Consider the following 18,191-nt stretch of genomic DNA (forward strand, 5'->3'; position numbering starts at 1 on the left):
ACATCTTCATTTTATATGACATTTCAAGACTTACACCTCATTGAGCCAATCTTAAAGGCGCTCAAAGAGGAGGGTTATTCTAACCCAACCCCCATTCAAGCTCAAGCAATTCCGATTGTATTAAAAGGCACCGATCTTTTAGGTTGCGCTCAAACAGGAACCGGAAAAACAGCTGCTTTTACCTTGCCTATCATCCAATTGATGGATGCCAAGCAAACCTTCCAAAAACCGAAAAAAATTCGTGCCTTAATCGTAACTCCCACACGTGAATTAGCTATTCAAATCGGAGAGAGTTTTAAGGCTTACGCACGTCATACCGCTTTAAACTACACCGTTATCTTCGGTGGAGTAGGGCAGAGCCCACAAGTTTCCGCGCTTCGTGCCGGTGTCGATGTGGTTATTGCCACGCCAGGTCGTTTATTAGATTTGATGAATCAAAAGCATTTGTCGATTGCCAACGTAGAATATTTCGTCTTGGATGAGGCCGATCGTATGCTCGATATGGGTTTTATTCATGATGTACGGAAGTTGTTGGCGGCTTTACCTCGTCAAAGACAGTCCTTGTTTTTCTCGGCAACCATGCCACCTGAAATCGTCCAATTGGCTGCCTCTATCTTACGTAACCCCGCTGAAGTTTCGGTAACGCCCGTTTCTTCTACAGTGGAAATTATCAACCAATCCGTGTATTTTGTTGATAAAAACAACAAGAACACCCTTTTGCTCGATATCCTCGAAGATACCAAAATCAAAACGGCGCTAGTATTTACCCGTACGAAACATGGTGCTGATAAGGTCGTTAAGGTCTTATTAAAAGCGGGTGTTAAAGCAGAAGCGATTCACGGAAATAAATCCCAAAATGCGCGTCAAACTGCATTGAAGAACTTTACTGCCCAAACAACCCGAGTATTAGTTGCAACCGACATCGCCGCGCGTGGTATCGATGTGGATGATTTGGAATACGTGATTAATTTTGAACTTCCGAATATCCCAGAAACCTATGTTCACCGCATCGGTCGGACAGGACGTGCGGGAGCTAATGGTACCGCGATTTCCTTCTGTGATATTGAAGAAAAAGCCTATTTGAAGGATATTGAAAAGGTTATTGGTAAAAAAGTACCTGTTGTGGAAGCGCATCGCTACCCCATGAAGGTCTTAACGGTTGAGAAAAAAGCCAAGCAAGGACCTCCTAACCGTAGTGGTAAACCAGCTGGTTCGGGTGCTCCAGCAAAACCTGCCGAAAACCCGCGTTCATTCGATAAAGCAAAAGCAGGCCGTAAATGGTACGGCAAAAAGAATACATATTAAGATGAAAAAAACACTTTTGGTCATTGCGGGTCCTACGGCTGTTGGCAAAACAGCTTTATGTGTCGAAATGGCCAAAAGCTTTCATACCGAAATCATCTCCGCCGATTCCCGGCAATTTTACCAAGAATTAAGTATTGGCACAGCTAAACCTAGTGTTGAGGAGCAGGGTGGTGTCCCACATCATTTCATCGATTCACATTCCATTCACGATTATTTTTCCCCTGGGGATTTTGAACGCGATGCGCTTAATATCTTAGCTGATTTATTTCAAACGCATGATGTCGTCATTTTAACAGGTGGTTCGGGTTTATACCTGAAGGCCTTGATGGAAGGATTGGACGATATGCCAGATGTCGATTTAGCTTTGCGCGAACGATTAATGAAAGATTTGGAATCAGATGGTTTGGAATCCTGCTTCGCTCAATTACAGTGCTTAGATCCCGAATATGCGGCAAAGGTGGATGCTCAAAATCCCCAACGGGTCATTCGGGCCTTGGAGGTATGTTTGTCGACGGGTAAATCGTACACGTCATTCCGCAACCAACAAAAAGCAGAGCGTCCCTTTGAGATGATTAAAATATGTTTGGATCGGCCTCGCGAGGAATTATACCAACGAATCGATGCCCGCATGGACATGATGTTGAAGGCCGGATTAGTTCAGGAAGCCAAAGATTTTGAAGCTTTTCAAGACCGCTATGCCTTAAAAACCTTAGGGTATAAAGAAGTATATGGCTTTTTTCGTGGCGAATACGACGAGACTGAAATGATCAGGTTATTAAAACGCAATTCTAGACATTATGCCAAAAAGCAAATGACTTGGTTCCGCCACCAGGATGATTTTGAATTTGTACATCCCGATAAAGCATTGGATTACATTCAGGGCAAGCTTAAATAGGCTTCCAATCCCCCTGTGACATTTTGGGCTTGATAGCCTTTGGAAGTAAGGAGCCGACAAGCAATTTGGCTTTGTGTTCCGTTGTAGCAAATCACTGTGTACAACACAGTTGGATTTAGTTCGTTTATTCGAGCCAACAAATCGTCCAAGGGTATGTGAATACCCCCTAAATCAAAATCCGCTCGTTCTCTGGGCGTTCGGATGTCCAACAGGGAAAGAGCGGAGAAGTTTTCCTTGAAATCGTTCGCGGAAATGGATTGCATCTTAATAACCAGCGGCTTGCCACGCGAGCATACCACCTAATACATTGCGTACATTCGTGTAACCCTCGCTTTCGAGGTATTCCTTCGCACGACCTGAGCGTGCACCTGAGCGGCAATGAATTAAGATTTCTTGGTCTTTTAACGCTTCGATCTCATCTAAACGATCGGGTAATTCGCCCAATGGAATCAATTTCGCGCCAATATTGAATTCATCGAATTCATATTCTTCACGTACGTCGATTAAATTTAGGGCTTCCCCTTTGTCCAAACGTTCTTTTAGTTCTTCAATTGTAATATCCATGATTATTGATCTTCGCCACCCACAACCCAAAGGTCGATCAGGTCGCCAGGTTTAACACTTGTTCCTTCACATGTCGCACAGCTCTGTTTAAAGACAGTTCCTGCGGGAAATGCATCGTTTGCTTCATAGGTGATTTTACCTACTTTTAAATTCATGCCTGCCAAAACAATGGTTACTTCGTCCATCGGTTTACCCACAAAATCAGGAATCTCCATGTCGACATCCGCCGTACCATTTCCAATGTATAAATCGACCATGGTGCCTTTTGGAATACTAGCTCCTGCTTCGATTTTTTTGCCAAAGGCTTGTACTTCAATGACTTCCTTCACACGCGGATCGTTTACTTCATGCACAATTCCCTTGCGTAATCCCGCGATATAAAGTTGTTGTTCTGCACTGCGAACCGATAAGCCTACCAAGGTTGGTAACTTGATCGTTGGTGGTGTCTCTGAATTAATTGTAATGTAAATTTTACGTCCCGATTTGACCAAAGCATTTGGCAAAGGATATTGTGACAAGACTGTCAAAGGAGGTTTATCAGCCGTATAGGTACAATCTGCTACTTCGTAAGATAAATCATTTGCATCAATCGCCTCTTCCATTTTATCCACAGTCATACCTTTTAAATTAGGCACCTGAATCGTTTCGCCATGGTGCGTACTCCAAGGTAAATACACGAAGAAAAAGCCAAAAAATAACACAAGAAACAACGAGATTAAAATCGCGATGTGCGTGATTAAGTCTTTCTTAGATTGCGTGGGTATTTGAGCCATATGTGGAAATACGTATTTGTTGCAAGATAGTTAAAACAATAACGCAAGGCAAATGGAAAGAATGAGTTAAGAGGTAAGAGGTAAGAGTTAAGAGGTGCATGGTGTAATTTCAAATGTCCACCGTTGAACATCATTCTTAACTCTTCACGCTTAATTCTTACCTATAAAATTTAATCTGTCCAATATCAATTAGACGCGAAGTATCGCTTCTCTACAAGCCAGCATCCAATGTCTAACGTCTAAAGTCCAAAGTCCAAAAAAAATCCGAAGCAAAAAGTATTCAGTTGCTTTCACACACTGGTACAATTCACTTCGGACTTAATTCCTCCGGACTCCGGACTAGCGACTAGTGACTGACGACTAGCGACTAATACTTAAAAATTTTATCTCCCGCCATCACCTCTTGCGTCTTCTCATCAAACGTAACGCGTTGGCCCGTGCGATAAGCTGCATTCGACATAATGGTCGCGATAGAGTGTTGGTAACCAGCTTCAATCGGTGCATTAGGAGTCTTGCGTGAACGTACACATTCCATCCAGTTTTTCACGTGGTTGAAGGTTAATGGATCATTTCCAGTATTGGCATCTGACTCAACTTTCGCTCCTTCAATTTTCATGGTAGGAAGTAAGTTGGCCTGCATACCCATCGCTTTTGCCTCGCGTGCTTGTAGACCACCGTTTGGTGAAATCATATTGGTATCCAAGTTTAATTCACCCCCGTTTGAGTAGTAAATTTCTTTGGTACCTCCAGCTCCATTCGAGAAGCGTGATGTAAACTGAACTTGGAATCCTTTATTTCCTTGACCGTAGTCGAAAACGACTGTTAGGGTGTCTGCATTTTTCCGACCGTCATTCCATTGGTAGATACCGCCGTTGGCAACGACCGAGTTGGGATGCTTTAAGCCTGTAAACCAGTGAACGGTATCGATTTGGTGCGACATCCATTGACCTGGAATACCGGATGAATATGGCCAAAATAAGCGGTACTCTAAGTATTTGCGTGGGTCAAATGTATCCGCAGGACGGTTCATCAAGAAACGCTTCCAGTCGATATCGGATTCTTTCAAGATGCTTGTCAACTCTGGACGTCTCCAACGACCTGGTTGGTTTACATTCCACATCAATTCCACCATTTTGATATCACCAAATTTACCCGATTTGATAAATTCTTCTGCCGCCCAATAGTTCTCTCCCGAACGGCGTTGCGATCCGATTTGAACGATTTTGCCTGATTCCTTCACCGCTTTCAATACCGCGCGGTTATCTTCCATGGTTTCAGCCAATGGCTTTTCTGTGTAGGTATCACAACCTGCTTTTACCGCTTCAATCGTATGCAAGGCATGTTGGAAATCCGCTGTGGAAATGAATACGGCATCAATGCCTTTGGCCGAGTATAATTCCTCATTATTACGATAAGTTTGAATTGTACCACCTAATTCTTTTTCTAAAAATGCTTTTCCTTCATCGCGACGACGATTCCAAAGATCCGATAGCGCGACCATTTCAAAGTTCATGCCTTTCGCCAAAGCCTTGAACGGAGGCACATGGGATGCGCGGTGACGGTCTGAAAAGCCAACACAGGCTACACGAACACGGTCGTTTGCCCCAATAATCTTACTGTATGATTTGGCACTAAACGCAAGTGTTCCCAGCGTCGCCAAAGCTCCTTTTTGTATGAATGATCTTCTTTCCATGGTAAGGTTTAGTTAATTTCTCTGATTTTGATGTTTTTGTAAAACACAGAATCTCCGTGTTCTTGAAATAAAATGGGTCCTTTGTCTTGCATACCAAATCCATTCCATTTAGCATGTTTGCTATGCGCAACAAGTACCTTGAAAATATTGCTTTTTCGCTCGTATTCGATCACTTTGAAGCCGTTCAACCAGTGTTGAACAATGTTGTTTGGATATACAATGATACGTCCTTGATTCCATTCGCCAATTTTCCGTTGGAAACGTGGATCTAATTTATTCGAAGGAATAATGTCATATAAACTCGCCAAGGTACGATTTCCTACTGTCCCTAATTTGGCATCCGGATGTTTCGCATCATCCAATACTTGGTATTCTAAACCAATTGCCGACATGCCCGAATCATAGGTCTCATTCACAAAATATTTCACTCCTGAATTCGCGCCCTCCGTTAATTTGAAATCAAATGTTAATTCGAACGCACCAAATTGTTCATTCGTTAAGATATCACCACCATTGCCTGACTCTTTTCCGCCTGATGAATTGACATGCAAAGTTCCATCTTCTACCGTCCAAACCGTTGGCGGTGCCGTTGTCTTGAATGCCGAACGGAAACCTGTTAAGTCCTTTCCGTTGAATAATAATTTAAAACCTTCCGCTTTTTCTTGCTCGGATAAGTTGTTCAACATGTAATTTTCAACCACCGTTTTACCATCTAAGGGACGTGGTTGCATGTCTTTGCCTGTTTGAATGCGGATGTTTTTCCACATCACTTGCATGCCTGGTTTCATTTCGCCGTAGATCGCATGTACTTGAAAGGCAATGAATCCTTTGGCTGTCATATCATCGACCAAATACGTCACAGGTACGTCATTAATCCAGGTGCGAATCGTATGGCCAATCGCCTCAATGCGGTAGTGGTTCCATACATCACCTAATTTGAATGCTTTTTTAGCTTCCGGTTTTAATTCATTTTGAGATAACCAGCCCCGACGAGATTCGTCGTAGATACCGCCCGACCAGCCGCGTGTTGATGGATCAATTTCCGCTTGGTAGCCATGAACGACTCCGTTATTATAGCTTGGGATCGATAAACTACGGAATTGAATACCCGAATTCATTTTATTGTCCACTTTCAAATCGACTTCCAAGATAAAATCGCCGTATTCTTCTTCAGTTGCCATGAAAGAATTGCCCGTGCCAGGAACTGTCGTCCCAACCATCACGCCATCCTTCACCTCGTAAATTGCTTTACCGCCTAATTGTTTGAATCCTTTAAATGTCTTACCATCAAAGAGATTCGTCCATTTTTGGGCATTTGATTCAAATGAAAAGCACAAGAGCGCAGCGCTCAAGGCTAGTAGTAATTGTTTTTTCATAGTTCTAATTTATTGTCTCTTAAAGGAAGCTCAACTCCGAAATTTACTCATTTGCCTTGAAATTATTCAGTTTGTTTGTCGGCCTCTATCGGTTAAAAAAATACTGAATGTCGAATAGGTCCGTTTTCCCACTATTCTATTACTTTTGTAGATTAATTTTATAGCCTGATGCAAAAACAAACAAAAGCCATTCGTATTCAAGCCGAACGTTCTCACAACCGCGAACATTCTGTGCCGCTTTATTTAACATCGAGTTTTACATTCGATGATGCTGAAGAAGGACGCGCCATATTCGCTGAAGAGAAGTCGGGAAATATCTATTCTCGCTACATGAATCCCAACGTGGATGAATTCGTAGAGAAAATGGTGATGTTGGAAAATGCCGAGGACGGTTTAGCATTCTCAACAGGCATGGCTGCCATTTTTGCGTCGATGGCAGGTTTGTTGAAAGCCGGCGATCACATTGTTGCTTCAAACGCTTTATTTGGATCATGTATCCAAATCTTAACGAAGATTACGGCCAAATGGGGTATCGAATGTACGTTTGTTCCAGGTGCTGATTTAAAAGCTTGGGAAGCGGCTATACAACCGAATACGAAGTTTTTATTCTGTGAATCTCCTTCGAATCCAGGATTGGAATTGATTGATTTAAAGGCACTGGCCGACTTGAAAAAAGGGCGTGATATCGTTTTAGCCGTTGATAATTGCTTTGCTACGCCCATCTTACAAACACCTTTGGATTTAGGGGCTGATTTAGTGATTCACTCGGCAACCAAATACATTGACGGACAAGGTCGTGTGTTAGGCGGTGTAATCTGTGGCAAGAAAGTCTATATGGATGAGATTCGTTTCTTCGCACGTCATACAGGACCGTCTTTATCGCCTTTTAACGCTTGGATTTTATCCAAAAGTCTAGAATTATTAGATCTACGGATGCAGAAACATTCCGAAAATGCGCAGGCTTTGGCTGAGGCGTTGGATGGACACGCATCTTTGGTCCGAGTAAAATACCCGTTTTTGAAATCACATCCGCAGTATGACTTGGCTAAACGCCAAATGAAATATGGTGGTGGAATATTAACCTTAGACATCAAAGGGGGGTTTGAAAAAGTAGTCGCTTTTAGCAAGGCTTTGAAAATCGCATCGATATCACCGAACCTCGGAGATTCAAGAACGATTATTACGCATCCGGCCTCTACGACCCATGCCAAAATCGCTGCCGAGGAAAAAGTAGCCTTAGGTATTACCGATGGACTTGTTCGCGTTGCCGTGGGCCTTGAATCGATCGACGATCTGAAGGCCGATTTCATACAAGCGTTAAACGCGATTCAATAATGTTCATCGCGCTCCTCATATGTCTGGTTTTGTTGACGGTCAACGTCATCATCGGTGTGTATGTCGAGCGCAAGCTGTCTGCATTTATGCAAGACCGTTTGGGGCCTATGGAAGTGGGTAAATGGGGGCTTTTACAAGTCTTTGCTGATTTACTTAAGCTCATTCAAAAAGAAGATATTGTGCCTAATTTGGCACAAAAACGGCTCTTTTTGTTGGCACCTTGGATTATCTTCTTATCAATTTTTGGGGCATTTTCGGTGGTGCCATTAAGTTCGGGAACCTGGTTACAAGGGTCGCAAACCGAGATGGGAATCATGCTCTTGATGGGCATTGTATCCTTGGATACCTTGGGTATTTTGCTTGCTGGCTGGTCCTCCAATAATAAATATGCCTTATTAGGGGCTATTCGTTCAGCAGCCCAATTGGTCTCTTTTGAGATTCCATTAGGTTTAACGATTTTGTGTGTGGTGATTATTTCAGGGAGTTTGAATTTGCAGGAAATTGCGGGCCAACAAGGCATTTTTTCTTCTGAAGTACAATATTTGTTTGGTTTGAAGGCCTTGGGTATAGAGGTTCAATCCATTGGTGGGGTTTTGGCATGGAATGTAGTTCGGATGCCCTTGTTTTTTATCCTATTCATTTTGTATTTCATTGCCTCACTAGCAGAGGCTAATCGGGCGCCTTTTGATATTCCAGAAGCTGAATCGGAATTAGTTGGCGGCTTTCATACGGAATATGCGGGCATGCGCTGGGCACTACTATTTTTGTCGGAATATGGCATGATGCTCCTCGTGAGTGTTGTGGGTGTTATTTTGTTTTGGGGAGCTTGGTATTCACCTTTCCCTAATATCGGTTCGCTGCGCTTGGCTGATTGGACCAACGGGACTCCGGGTACGATCACAGCTACACTATGCGGATTTGCTTGGATCATGTTGAAAACCTATGTGCTTATCGCCATTCAAATGTGGGTTCGGTGGACATTACCTCGCCTTCGTGTGGATCAATTTATGTATCTCTGCTGGAAAGTACTCATTCCTTTCGCTTTGCTATTCGTCGCAATATCAGCTCTTTGGTCGCTACTCGGGTGAGATAAGTCTGAGAATTTGTGTATCATTACCCTTTGCAAATTATAATCTCTTTTCATGTTTAAAACAATTACTCGATTTTGGCTCTGCCTTGCAATCTTATTTTCTACGAATCTCTACGCACAGGAGCACCTTTTGCCTGTCCTGAGTGGAAAAGTCATTGATGCTCAATCCGGCGAAGCTATTGTAGGAGCTACGATTTCGGTCGATTTCAAAAAGTCAGGTGCGACAACCGATGCAGCTGGACAATATAAAATTTCCTTGCCTTATGGTGAGTATGTACTCAAAGTGAGCTCGGTGGGATACAATCCTTATCGGACAAAGGTTTACATGCAGAGCAATTTGGAGATCAATGTGGAATTGAATGATGTCACGAAGCAATTGGAAGAAGTAATTGTTTCAGCATCTTCGAACAAACGTGATATTCAAACGCCATCCCTAGGGGTAACCGTTCTAAGTTTAAAAGGAATCAAGAAGCTTCCTACCATGATGGGTGAGGTAGATGTAATTCGTAGTTTGCAATCGCTTCCTGGCGTTTCATCAGTAGGAGAGGGCGCGAATGGCTTAAATATTCGGGGATCGAATGTTGATCAGAATTTGATTTACATCGATGATACGCCCATTTTCAACCCGACGCACATGTTCGGTTTGTTTTCTGTTTTCGCATCCGATGCAATTCGTGATTTAGAATTATATAAAGGCGGTATCCCTTCTCGTTTTGGAGGAAGAACGGCTTCGGTGTTGGATATTAAAATGATTGAACCGAATACCGACAAGTTTAAAATGCAAGGTGGGATTGGTTTGGTTTCCAATCGGATCATGGCAGAAATACCTGTTGTGAAAGAGAAATTGAGTGTTTTAGTTGCAGGCCGACTATCTGCCAATGACTATTTATTCAAGGCCTTTGCACCCGTGGATTTGAAGAATATTCGTGCGAATTTCTCCGACATTGCGACTAAAATTTATTTTAGACCCAATCAAAAAAATACGATTTCATTATCCGCTTATTTAAGTCATGATTACTATCGTGTGGATTCCCTATTTAGCATTGAAAATGTCATAGCGAAGCAAACATCCTTTGATTATGGCCATAAAAATGCTTCTTTTCATTGGAATCATTATTTTTCTCCTAAGTTAAGTATGCTGGTAGCAGGTGCGATGTCTAATTATTCGACAAAAACCTATGCGCCAGATTCGGTTAATACCATCAACCTGAATAGTTCGATTTTATATCGAAATGCATCCTTGAGTTTTGATTACCAACCTGTTGAAAACCATAAGTTTAATTTCGGTACTTCCGTAACGGGCTATGATATTAATCCAGGCGTCTTAAATGATGGCGTCGTTTCGCGTGTTTCATCGGTGATTTTGCCAAAGGAAAAATCGATCGAAGCAGCTCTTTACCTGGATGATGAATGGAAAATGAATGAAAAGCTGACGATTCAATTGGGGATTCGTTACACTAAATACTGGCGCATCGGCGCAGGAACGGTGAATGAATATGCACCGGGTCTTATGCCATCCATTAACACGGTTGTTAATAAAAAGGAATATGCAGATGGGGAAGTGATGGCCTCTTTTGGTGGTTTCGAGCCTCGTTTAACCATGAAATATTCGTTGGCAGAAAATACTACAATGAAATTAGGCTATAATCGCCAGCAGCAGTTTTTCCAATTGTTAACAAACAATACGACGCCTTTGCCAACGTCCCGTTGGAAGACCGCCGATTCCTTCATAAAACCTCAACAAAGTGATTTTGCATCCTTAGGATTTTTCAAAACGTTCAATGATAACGTATTTGAAGTTTCATTGGAATCGTATTACCGCAACGTTCGAAATACCTTGGATTTTGTTTCAGGGGCTAACTTACAGTTAAATCCTAACATCGAGACCCAATTAATCACGGGTAAATCGAAAGCTTATGGTTTTGAGTTGATGTTGCAGAAGAAGAAAGGGGAGAACTCAGGCTGGATTTCGTATACTTATGCGCGCGCATTCAATCAAATGGTTGGCGATTTTCCAGAGATTCAATCCATCAACAATGGGAATTGGTTTGCAACAAATTATGACAAACCCCATTCGTTTAATGTGATGTGGAATATTCAGCCATCTACGCACCACAGTTTCTCATTTACATTTGCTTACAATACAGGTCGGCCATTTTCTTCTCCATCGGGTAGTTATGAAATCGGCGGTAAAAAGTATGCCGTTTTCGCGGAGCGTAATAATGATCGCGTAAGAGATTACCATCGATTAGATTTTTCATGGACGATTAATAATCCATCTATGAAGCATAAGCGCTGGGAAGGAAGCTGGGTATTTACTGTGTATAATTTATACGGTAGACAAAATCCTTATTCTGTTTTCTTTAAGTCAACTAAGAATGGCTTAAAAGCGTATGAGTTAAGCGTTTTTGCTTCTCCATTTATTTCGATGACCTACAATTTTAAATTTTTATAAGAATGCCATTTCCTAAAATTTTCCTATATCTTTTTGTTCTTTCCCTGTTTTCATGTGTTCAACCCATTGAAAACTTTGTTCAGAAGGACGCGACTTCTTATGTGACCATTGAAGCGGACATTTCCGATGATCCGGAATTATGTAAAGTTCGGTTGACCAATTCTGCTAATCGAATTTTATCTGTATTGGCACAGCCTATCACGAAAGCCGAGGTGTATGTGATGGATGACAAGGGAGTTAAAACATATTTTTCAGAAGTGATTAAACCTTTTGGTACCTACTTGCCACCAGCTGAATTTCGTGGAAAAGTAGGCGCTAGTTACAAGTTATTTGTGAAGACTTTGACGGGAGAACAATATGAAAGTTCGGTTGAAACCATGCGGGCTGTACCTGAAATCGAAAATTCCATTGTTCGCTTTGAAGCCTTAGATCAATATGCGATGGTAGATCCTCGTCGTGCAGGTTTTACGGTCTATTTGGACTTTAAGGATTCACCTACACAAGGCGATTATTTCATGTGGAATTGGAAGCATTTCGAAAAAACTGAGTTCTGTGCAACCTGTACAGATGGTGGTCGTTTCGACTTTGTTAAAACCCTTGATTGCGTCATGCCGCGTTTTCCTAATAATAACATTTTGAACTACCGTTGCAATGGGAATTGCTGGGATATCTCGACCAATAACGATTTGAATGTGTTTTCGGATGTTTTAACAAACGGTCAGCGTGTAGTGGGCCGACAAGTTGCCCGCTTACCCTTTGATGGATATGGTTTGTATTATTTCAGATTGGAGCAACGTTCCATTACAAAAAGTGTTTACAATTTCTATCAGTCGTTGATTTCTTCTCAACAATCGACAGGGTCATTGTTTGACGTGCCGGCGGAAACGCGTTTTAGCATTAACATAAAATCGGTAACAAAACCGAATGAAAAAGTGTTAGGTATCTTTAATGTGTTTTCGGTACGTAAAAAGATATTTAATATCGACCGTAGAAAGGATATTCCTACGGGTTATGTGCCAATAACCTTCCCAGTACCTGGCGTAACTTATGCGTGTCCTCCGGGATCTGTCGGTTGTCAAGATTTAGCTCCTTGTGTAGAAGGACCATTACGGACAAAAATTACGCCAGAAGGTTGGGTGTTCTAATTAATTAGGCCAAATTTGTGCTATGATTGGAGTTCTATTAGTGAATTTGGGTACGCCGGATAATCCGAAAACCCCTGCTGTACGTAAATATTTACGTGAATTTTTAATGGATGGTCGGGTAATCGATTTTCCTTACATCTTTCGTACGATTCTAGTAAATGGAATTATCGCACCTTTTCGTGCGCCGAAATCAGCCAAAATTTATCAAGAATTGTGGGATGAGCGTGGGTCCCCGCTTAAGTATTACGGAGAGGACGTTGCGCGTGATTTACAAGCTCAATTAGGGGACGCATATTATGTGCGCCTAGCGATGCGTTATCAATCGCCAGATATGAAGTCGGCCTTAGCCGACATGCAGTCAAAAGGCTTAAAGAAACTTATTGTCATTCCTTTCTTTCCTCAATATGCTTCAGCAACGACGGGTTCTGTATATGAGCGCGTAATGGAATTGATGAAAGATTGGCAAGTGATGCCGGATCTTTCTTTGGTTAGTTATTTTTATGATCATCCTGCTTTTGCTAAGTATTTCGCAAGTAAAGCGGCAAATTACCAAAAGGACGTCGATTTCGATTATTATTTATTCTCTTACCATGGAGTTCCTGAACGCCATATTCGTAAGGGAGATTATTCGAAAAACACTTGTGTTTTCGGAACTTGTTGCGAAAGTATCACAGAGAAAAATCACGGATGTTATCGGGCGCAATGCCACGAAACAACGCGTCGAATTGCGGCGGAGATGGGCTTGAAGCCGGGTACATTTGGTACGGCATTTCAAAGCCGCTTAGGTCGTGATCCTTGGTTACAGCCCTATACGGATGAAACCATCAAGAAATTAGTAGCTGAAGGAAAGAAGAAAATTTTGGCATTCTCGCCTGCTTTTGTTGCCGATTGTTTGGAAACAACGATTGAGGTAGGAGAGGAGTACAAAGAATTGTTTGAAGAAGCGGGTGGAGAGCATTGGCAGTTGGTGGAAAGCTTGAACAATTCCCCGGAATGGGTAGGTATTTTAGAAGACCTCGTTAAAAAATCATAAGATGTTGTATTTAATTCTTTCTGTTGTTTTCTCCGTTTTATTACTAGTGAACTTCAGAGCACATGCGCGCTTTCAAGTGGATACGCGCATCGCCATTTTATTGAATTACCCCGTTTGCTTTCTAACGGCCTATCTACATCAGCCCTCGGCGTTACCTTTACATTGGCCTGCATCTACGGATACGGCGTTGATGATCGCGATGGGCATTGGTTTTGTCATTACCTTTTTGCTATCTGGATTTTCGACGCAGAAGAATGGGATGGCACCTACTTCATTGGCCAATAATATCTCTTTGGTAATTCCGGTACTCATCAACTTATTTATCCTCAAAACAGGCGGTGAAATCACTTGGTCAATTGCTGCTGGATTAGCGTTCTCATTTGGCGCTATTTATTTCTGTAGCCCAAAGGTAAGTTCGACAGCTGGCGTTAAACCCGTTGTTTCATTGTTGTTAGCCGTATTTGTGGCTTACGGACTAACGAATACACTTTTTAGTTATCTAAATAGTACCTTGACGGCTCAGGTTGGTGGTACACTTCCTTTCATCATGATGTTATTAATCGGCTCGATGGCTGGATCTGCGCTCGTTCTTGTATGGAAGTCGGTGAATGGTACCTTAAATTGGAATCGTAATTCTGTTTTAGCGTCAATCCCCTTGGGGCTACCAAACTTCTTCTCATTTTATTTCTTGCTGAAGGCCCTAGATGCCTACCAAAACAATGCGGCAGTCGTTTTAACGATGTATAATTTGAGCGTTATTTTACTCAGCACCATTGCAGCCTATGTCTTTTTTAAGGAGCGCTTAAGCCAAAGGCAATGGATTGGGTTGGGATTGGGATGTGTGGGGATAGCGTTGTTAAACGGATTGTAGAGAGCATTATGCATTTAATCCTCAGACTAAAGTCTGAGGTTATAAATCATCTCTTGGCTTCAGACGTATGTTTATTTATTCGCTACAAAATCATCCAACGTCCAATGTCTAAAACAATCTGAGATTTCTGTCTTTAGGAATCGGCGTGAAAAACGCCTCAAACTTTGGCAATCCTGAAAGGTTTGCCAAAGAAAAAATATCGTCTAACGTCTAAAACAATCTGAGATTTCTGTCTTTAGGAATCGGCGTGAAAAACGCCTCAAACTTTGGCAATCCTGAAAGGTTTGCCAAAGAAAAAACCTCTTACCTCTTACCTCACTTAAAGCACATTCGCCGTCTGCTCCTTAATCTTCTCCAACTCATCCTTCATGTTCACCACAAGGCGTTGAATTTGCGAGTCATTCGCTTTGGAACCAATCGTATTAATTTCCCGACCAATCTCCTGCGCCATGAAGTTTAATTTCTTGCCATTTCCTTCCGCTAGGATATCAATGAAGTAACCTAGATGCGTATTTAAACGCACTTTTTCTTCGGAGATGTCGAACTTTTCGATGTAGTAAACGACCTCTTGCTCGAAACGGTTTTTGTCGAAATCTTCGTTTAAGCCGAGCTCCAACAAAGACTTTTTCATCCGTTCACGAATACCGGGCATACGAATTAAATCTTGTTCTGTTACTTGATGTAAGCCAGAAGCTATCGAAGCAATGTATTCTCTGAATTTATCTTCTACAATTTTTCCTTCCCGCGCACGGAATTCTTTACACTCAGCAACGGCCTCCTGAATCGCCTCGTAAATCACCTGCCATAAGGCTTCGATTTCCTCGTCGGATTCTTCTTTGGTGTCTTGAGAAATACTTGATGGGACATTCAATGCCTGCAAATACAAAGCCCCCTCATCTAAATTGGATACGCCCAATTCAGTAGCTACACGCTTTAGTTCTGCATAATACAAAGCAATCTGACCCTGTGGTAAAATGCTTGCATCAGCACCGTCATGATTCTTTTGGATTTGTACGCTCAATTCAATCTTACCACGCTCTAATTGTTGCGTCAAGAAATTGCGAATTTCGATTTCACGTGCGGATATCGATTTGGGCAGCCGACAAAAAATATCGGTAAACTTCGAATTCAAGGTTTTTACCTCAACACGTATTTGTAACTCTTGCGCCTCTTTTTGGGATTTCCCAAAACCGGTCATTGAATAGATCATGCGTCTGTTTTTGTTTGTTTTTTAATCGTAAGGCCAATAGCCAAAGCGATAAATACGAGTAAGCCAATGGACGCGAATCCATCAACATTTTTGCCCATTTCAACCGAATAGGGCTCAAATTTAAATTCAATGGTATGCTTGCCCGCTGGCACAACTAAACTCCGTAGGACATAATTCGCTCGGGCATGTTGCACTGATTTGCCATCTACATAAGCCTTCCAATCCTTATTTCCTCGGTAATAAATTTCCGAGAATACCGCTAAACCTCCTTTGTCAGAATTTGCCGTATAGGTCAAATGATTCGGTTCATAGGTTTGCAATTGAATGCTTGACACCGCTGTTGAATCCAATCGCAATGCTCCAATGACCGCACGATCTTGCTCCTCTATAATTGCCTCGGATGCCGGATTAATCTTTTCAATGCCATTCAATGCCTCATCTGCATTCTTAGCCCATTGAATCGATTGAACAAACCAAGCGTTTCCTAAGGCGGCTGGGTTGGTTTGAACAGCTGGTTGGCCCGCTGAGTCCGCAACAATGATGTATTTGGTATTCAACATGTTCAATACATTCATTTGGCCTGGATTACCTGCAAAATATTTCTCAATCAATTCCTGGTAACGACGCAATTTAGCCGCATGATAACCCCCTAAGGATTGGTGATAATAACTCGTCGTCGCGTCATTCATAAAGGAAACCGTCGAGTTTAACACGCGGAATGTTCCATGATCAGCTAAGATTTGTTGGTCGACAGCGCTGGGTTGAATCTGCTCTTCCAACGTACTCTTCGAAACAAATGCATCCTTACCAAAATAGCGTTTGGCAACTGGAGTCAAATCAAATATTCCTAGCAATACGATTCCAATCACCCATACCGATTTCTTTACTTTCGAAAGACTCGCGCTATATACGAATGCGGCTCCTAATAGAATAATGACCAAGCTTCTAAACGCATCTGCCTGAAACAAATCAATCCGATCCAAACGGATGCTATTCCAAATCGCTGCATTCAATGTAGGATCTTGAATGATCGCTGCGCCATCTTGTGCACCTTTAAAGTCATAAAATAAATCCGGTAATATCCCAAATAGCAAACATAAGCCGCCACTTAACCCGACCGCATAAAGTAGCGGTTTCTTAATTTCAGCTAATGTCGGTTTGTGTTTCGCTAATTGAATCAATCCCATCAAAGCCAAGCTCACCATGCCAAATTGTACAAAAGATAATACCATTGTGATAGCTCGGAATTTATTGAACATCGGAATGTAATCAAACCACACATAGTTCAATGGGAAATTCTTTCCCCATGCCATCGTTAAAAACAATACCGTAATTCCTAATATCCACCACTTTTCGCTAGATTTTACATAAAATGCCGCGAATAAAAACAAGAAAATCACCAAGGCTCCTGCATAAGCTGGACCGGCTGTAAACGATTGTTCACCCCAATAGGTTGGCGCCTTTTCTACAAATCCCAAAACTTGGTCCTCCGGAAACCCTGCATCCACCATCGTTTTATAGGTGGCAGATTTTGTGCCTCCTAAATCTCCTTGGGATGCTCCTCCCTTGAAATTAGGGATTAATAAAGTTCCCGTTTCAGATATTCCATACGACCAATCAAAGGCATAGCCACTGTCTAATCCATCTCCACGTTTGGCATTTGCGGCTAATTCAGACTTTCCACGGGTTGTCTCTTTGGCATAATCATAGTTATTCCAAAGACGCATGCCGTGGGTTCCGATGGCAAGAATTAATCCGAGGCCCAACAATAATCCTCGGGTGTACCAATCGATTAAGGTCTTATTTCGGTACGACTGAATCAACATGTACAGCTTATAAGCCCCAATAATGAAGAATAAATAATAGGTAATTTGAACGTGATTGGCATATAATTCCAAGGCCATCGCCAAGGCAAATACTGCAGCTCCTAACCATTTGCGCGTTCCCCAGCACATGCGAATACCCGCAAGCACCATGGGCGCATAGGCTAAAGCCAACACTTTGGAAGTATGTCCTGCCGGAATAATAACCAAATTATAGGTTGCAAAGGCGTAAAATACGGCTCCCGCGAATCCCAACAGGGGAGAAGCTCCCATCGCCCACAGAAATAAATACATCCCCAATAATTGGAGCATGATCAGATTCACGGGTGTTGGGAATAAATTGGTAATAAAACTGCCCAAATAGCTGGAAATGCTATATGGATATGAGCCGGAAATCTGATAGGTGGGCATCCCCCCGAACATCGAGTTGGTCCACCAAGCATCCGTCCCGGTTGCTTTTTTAAATTGAATGCTCTCCTGTGCCGCCGCCTGGGCCTGCATAATATCGTGTTGGATTAATACCTTTCCTTGCAACACAGGGCCACAATACAGAAAGCTTATTACAATAAACCCGATAATAACGAGTCCATGGGGGACAAAGGAGCGCAAATCAATTTTCATAA

Annotated in this window: 15 protein-coding genes; 8 read left to right on the top strand and 7 right to left on the bottom strand. The window is 42.2% G+C overall.

Annotation, left to right across the window (positions count from 1 at the left end; genetic code table 11):
• Positions 1-15: 15 nt before the first annotated feature.
• A complete protein-coding gene (locus PQG45_RS02235; RefSeq protein WP_316070239.1) occupies positions 16-1,305 on the top strand; it encodes a DEAD/DEAH box helicase in 1,290 nt (429 codons plus the stop codon).
• 1 nt (position 1,306) lies between these two features.
• Positions 1,307-2,200 carry a tRNA (adenosine(37)-N6)-dimethylallyltransferase MiaA gene (miaA, locus tag PQG45_RS02240; protein ID WP_315576687.1) on the top strand — a complete coding sequence of 298 codons (894 nt, stop codon included), beginning with the start codon at positions 1,307-1,309 and terminating at the stop codon, positions 2,198-2,200.
• On the opposite strand, the gene PQG45_RS02245 is transcribed toward miaA, so the two are convergent.
• From PQG45_RS02245 to PQG45_RS02265, 5 genes are all read right to left on the bottom strand, one after another.
• A complete protein-coding gene (locus tag PQG45_RS02245; RefSeq protein WP_315576685.1) occupies positions 2,182-2,463 on the bottom strand; it encodes a rhodanese-like domain-containing protein in 282 nt (93 codons plus the stop codon). The two genes, miaA and PQG45_RS02245, sit on opposite strands and share 19 nt — an antisense overlap.
• 1 nt (position 2,464) lies before the next feature.
• The gene (locus tag PQG45_RS02250; protein WP_315576683.1) at positions 2,465-2,764 is read right to left on the bottom strand and encodes a rhodanese-like domain-containing protein; all 300 of its coding nucleotides are present in this window, start codon (positions 2,762-2,764) and stop codon (positions 2,465-2,467) included.
• 2 nt (positions 2,765-2,766) lie between these two features.
• Complete coding sequence (locus PQG45_RS02255; protein ID WP_315576681.1) at positions 2,767-3,537, bottom strand: PASTA domain-containing protein; 771 nt, start codon at positions 3,535-3,537, stop codon at positions 2,767-2,769.
• A gap of 367 nt (positions 3,538-3,904) precedes the next feature.
• Positions 3,905-5,230 carry a Gfo/Idh/MocA family protein gene (locus PQG45_RS02260; protein ID WP_315576679.1) on the bottom strand — a complete coding sequence of 442 codons (1,326 nt, stop codon included), beginning with the start codon at positions 5,228-5,230 and terminating at the stop codon, positions 3,905-3,907.
• An 8-nt stretch (positions 5,231-5,238) separates the two neighbouring features.
• Complete coding sequence (locus PQG45_RS02265; RefSeq protein ID WP_315576677.1) at positions 5,239-6,606, bottom strand: 3-keto-disaccharide hydrolase; 1,368 nt, start codon at positions 6,604-6,606, stop codon at positions 5,239-5,241.
• Positions 6,607-6,774: 168 nt separating this feature from the next.
• Between PQG45_RS02265 and PQG45_RS02270 the strand changes: the two genes are divergently transcribed.
• From PQG45_RS02270 to PQG45_RS02295, 6 genes are read left to right on the top strand one after another with little or no spacing between them, the layout of a single operon-like run.
• The gene (locus tag PQG45_RS02270) at positions 6,775-7,941 is read left to right on the top strand and encodes a trans-sulfuration enzyme family protein (protein WP_315576676.1); all 1,167 of its coding nucleotides are present in this window, start codon (positions 6,775-6,777) and stop codon (positions 7,939-7,941) included.
• The gene (locus tag PQG45_RS02275; protein WP_315576674.1) at positions 7,941-9,029 is read left to right on the top strand and encodes a complex I subunit 1/NuoH family protein; all 1,089 of its coding nucleotides are present in this window, start codon (positions 7,941-7,943) and stop codon (positions 9,027-9,029) included. The genes PQG45_RS02270 and PQG45_RS02275 overlap by 1 nt, the downstream gene beginning before the upstream one ends.
• A 54-nt stretch (positions 9,030-9,083) precedes the next feature.
• Positions 9,084-11,486, top strand: coding sequence for a TonB-dependent receptor (locus PQG45_RS02280; protein WP_315576672.1), 2,403 nt, complete (start codon positions 9,084-9,086; stop codon positions 11,484-11,486).
• Between the two features lie 2 nt (positions 11,487-11,488).
• Entirely contained in the window at positions 11,489-12,631 is a 1,143-nt protein-coding gene (locus tag PQG45_RS02285; protein WP_315576670.1) for a DUF4249 domain-containing protein, read from the top strand.
• A gap of 22 nt (positions 12,632-12,653) precedes the next feature.
• Positions 12,654-13,664, top strand: coding sequence for a ferrochelatase (gene hemH / locus PQG45_RS02290; protein ID WP_315576669.1), 1,011 nt, complete (start codon positions 12,654-12,656; stop codon positions 13,662-13,664).
• A 1-nt stretch (position 13,665) separates the two neighbouring features.
• The gene (locus PQG45_RS02295; RefSeq protein WP_315576667.1) at positions 13,666-14,535 is read left to right on the top strand and encodes a DMT family transporter; all 870 of its coding nucleotides are present in this window, start codon (positions 13,666-13,668) and stop codon (positions 14,533-14,535) included.
• A gap of 319 nt (positions 14,536-14,854) precedes the next feature.
• Here the strand turns inward: PQG45_RS02295 and PQG45_RS02300 are convergent, their stop codons facing one another.
• Positions 14,855-15,745 (bottom strand): YicC/YloC family endoribonuclease, encoded by an 891-nt coding sequence (locus PQG45_RS02300; RefSeq protein WP_315576665.1) that lies wholly within the window; start codon positions 15,743-15,745, stop codon positions 14,855-14,857.
• Positions 15,742-18,189, bottom strand: coding sequence for a YfhO family protein (locus PQG45_RS02305; RefSeq protein ID WP_315576664.1), 2,448 nt, complete (start codon positions 18,187-18,189; stop codon positions 15,742-15,744). The genes PQG45_RS02300 and PQG45_RS02305 overlap by 4 nt, the downstream gene beginning before the upstream one ends.
• Between the last annotated feature and the right edge of the window lie 2 nt (positions 18,190-18,191).

This window comes from Aquirufa regiilacus (genome assembly GCF_032470275.1).
Taxonomy (GTDB): domain Bacteria; phylum Bacteroidota; class Bacteroidia; order Cytophagales; family Spirosomataceae; genus Aquirufa; species Aquirufa regiilacus.

Excerpts from the sequence above, each read along its gene's own strand:
- PQG45_RS02235 (WP_316070239.1), top strand. The coding sequence starts at position 16 with ATGACATTTCAAGACTTACACCTCATTGAGCCAATCTTAAAGGCGCTC.
- miaA (WP_315576687.1), top strand. The coding sequence starts at position 1,307 with ATGAAAAAAACACTTTTGGTCATTGCGGGTCCTACGGCTGTTGGCAAA.
- PQG45_RS02245 (WP_315576685.1), bottom strand. The coding sequence starts at position 2,463 with ATGCAATCCATTTCCGCGAACGATTTCAAGGAAAACTTCTCCGCTCTT.
- PQG45_RS02250 (WP_315576683.1), bottom strand. The coding sequence starts at position 2,764 with ATGGATATTACAATTGAAGAACTAAAAGAACGTTTGGACAAAGGGGAA.
- PQG45_RS02255 (WP_315576681.1), bottom strand. The coding sequence starts at position 3,537 with ATGGCTCAAATACCCACGCAATCTAAGAAAGACTTAATCACGCACATC.
- PQG45_RS02260 (WP_315576679.1), bottom strand. The coding sequence starts at position 5,230 with ATGGAAAGAAGATCATTCATACAAAAAGGAGCTTTGGCGACGCTGGGA.
- PQG45_RS02265 (WP_315576677.1), bottom strand. The coding sequence starts at position 6,606 with ATGAAAAAACAATTACTACTAGCCTTGAGCGCTGCGCTCTTGTGCTTT.
- PQG45_RS02270 (WP_315576676.1), top strand. The coding sequence starts at position 6,775 with ATGCAAAAACAAACAAAAGCCATTCGTATTCAAGCCGAACGTTCTCAC.
- PQG45_RS02275 (WP_315576674.1), top strand. The coding sequence starts at position 7,941 with ATGTTCATCGCGCTCCTCATATGTCTGGTTTTGTTGACGGTCAACGTC.
- PQG45_RS02280 (WP_315576672.1), top strand. The coding sequence starts at position 9,084 with ATGTTTAAAACAATTACTCGATTTTGGCTCTGCCTTGCAATCTTATTT.
- PQG45_RS02285 (WP_315576670.1), top strand. The coding sequence starts at position 11,489 with ATGCCATTTCCTAAAATTTTCCTATATCTTTTTGTTCTTTCCCTGTTT.
- hemH (WP_315576669.1), top strand. The coding sequence starts at position 12,654 with ATGATTGGAGTTCTATTAGTGAATTTGGGTACGCCGGATAATCCGAAA.
- PQG45_RS02295 (WP_315576667.1), top strand. The coding sequence starts at position 13,666 with ATGTTGTATTTAATTCTTTCTGTTGTTTTCTCCGTTTTATTACTAGTG.
- PQG45_RS02300 (WP_315576665.1), bottom strand. The coding sequence starts at position 15,745 with ATGATCTATTCAATGACCGGTTTTGGGAAATCCCAAAAAGAGGCGCAA.
- PQG45_RS02305 (WP_315576664.1), bottom strand. The coding sequence starts at position 18,189 with ATGAAAATTGATTTGCGCTCCTTTGTCCCCCATGGACTCGTTATTATC.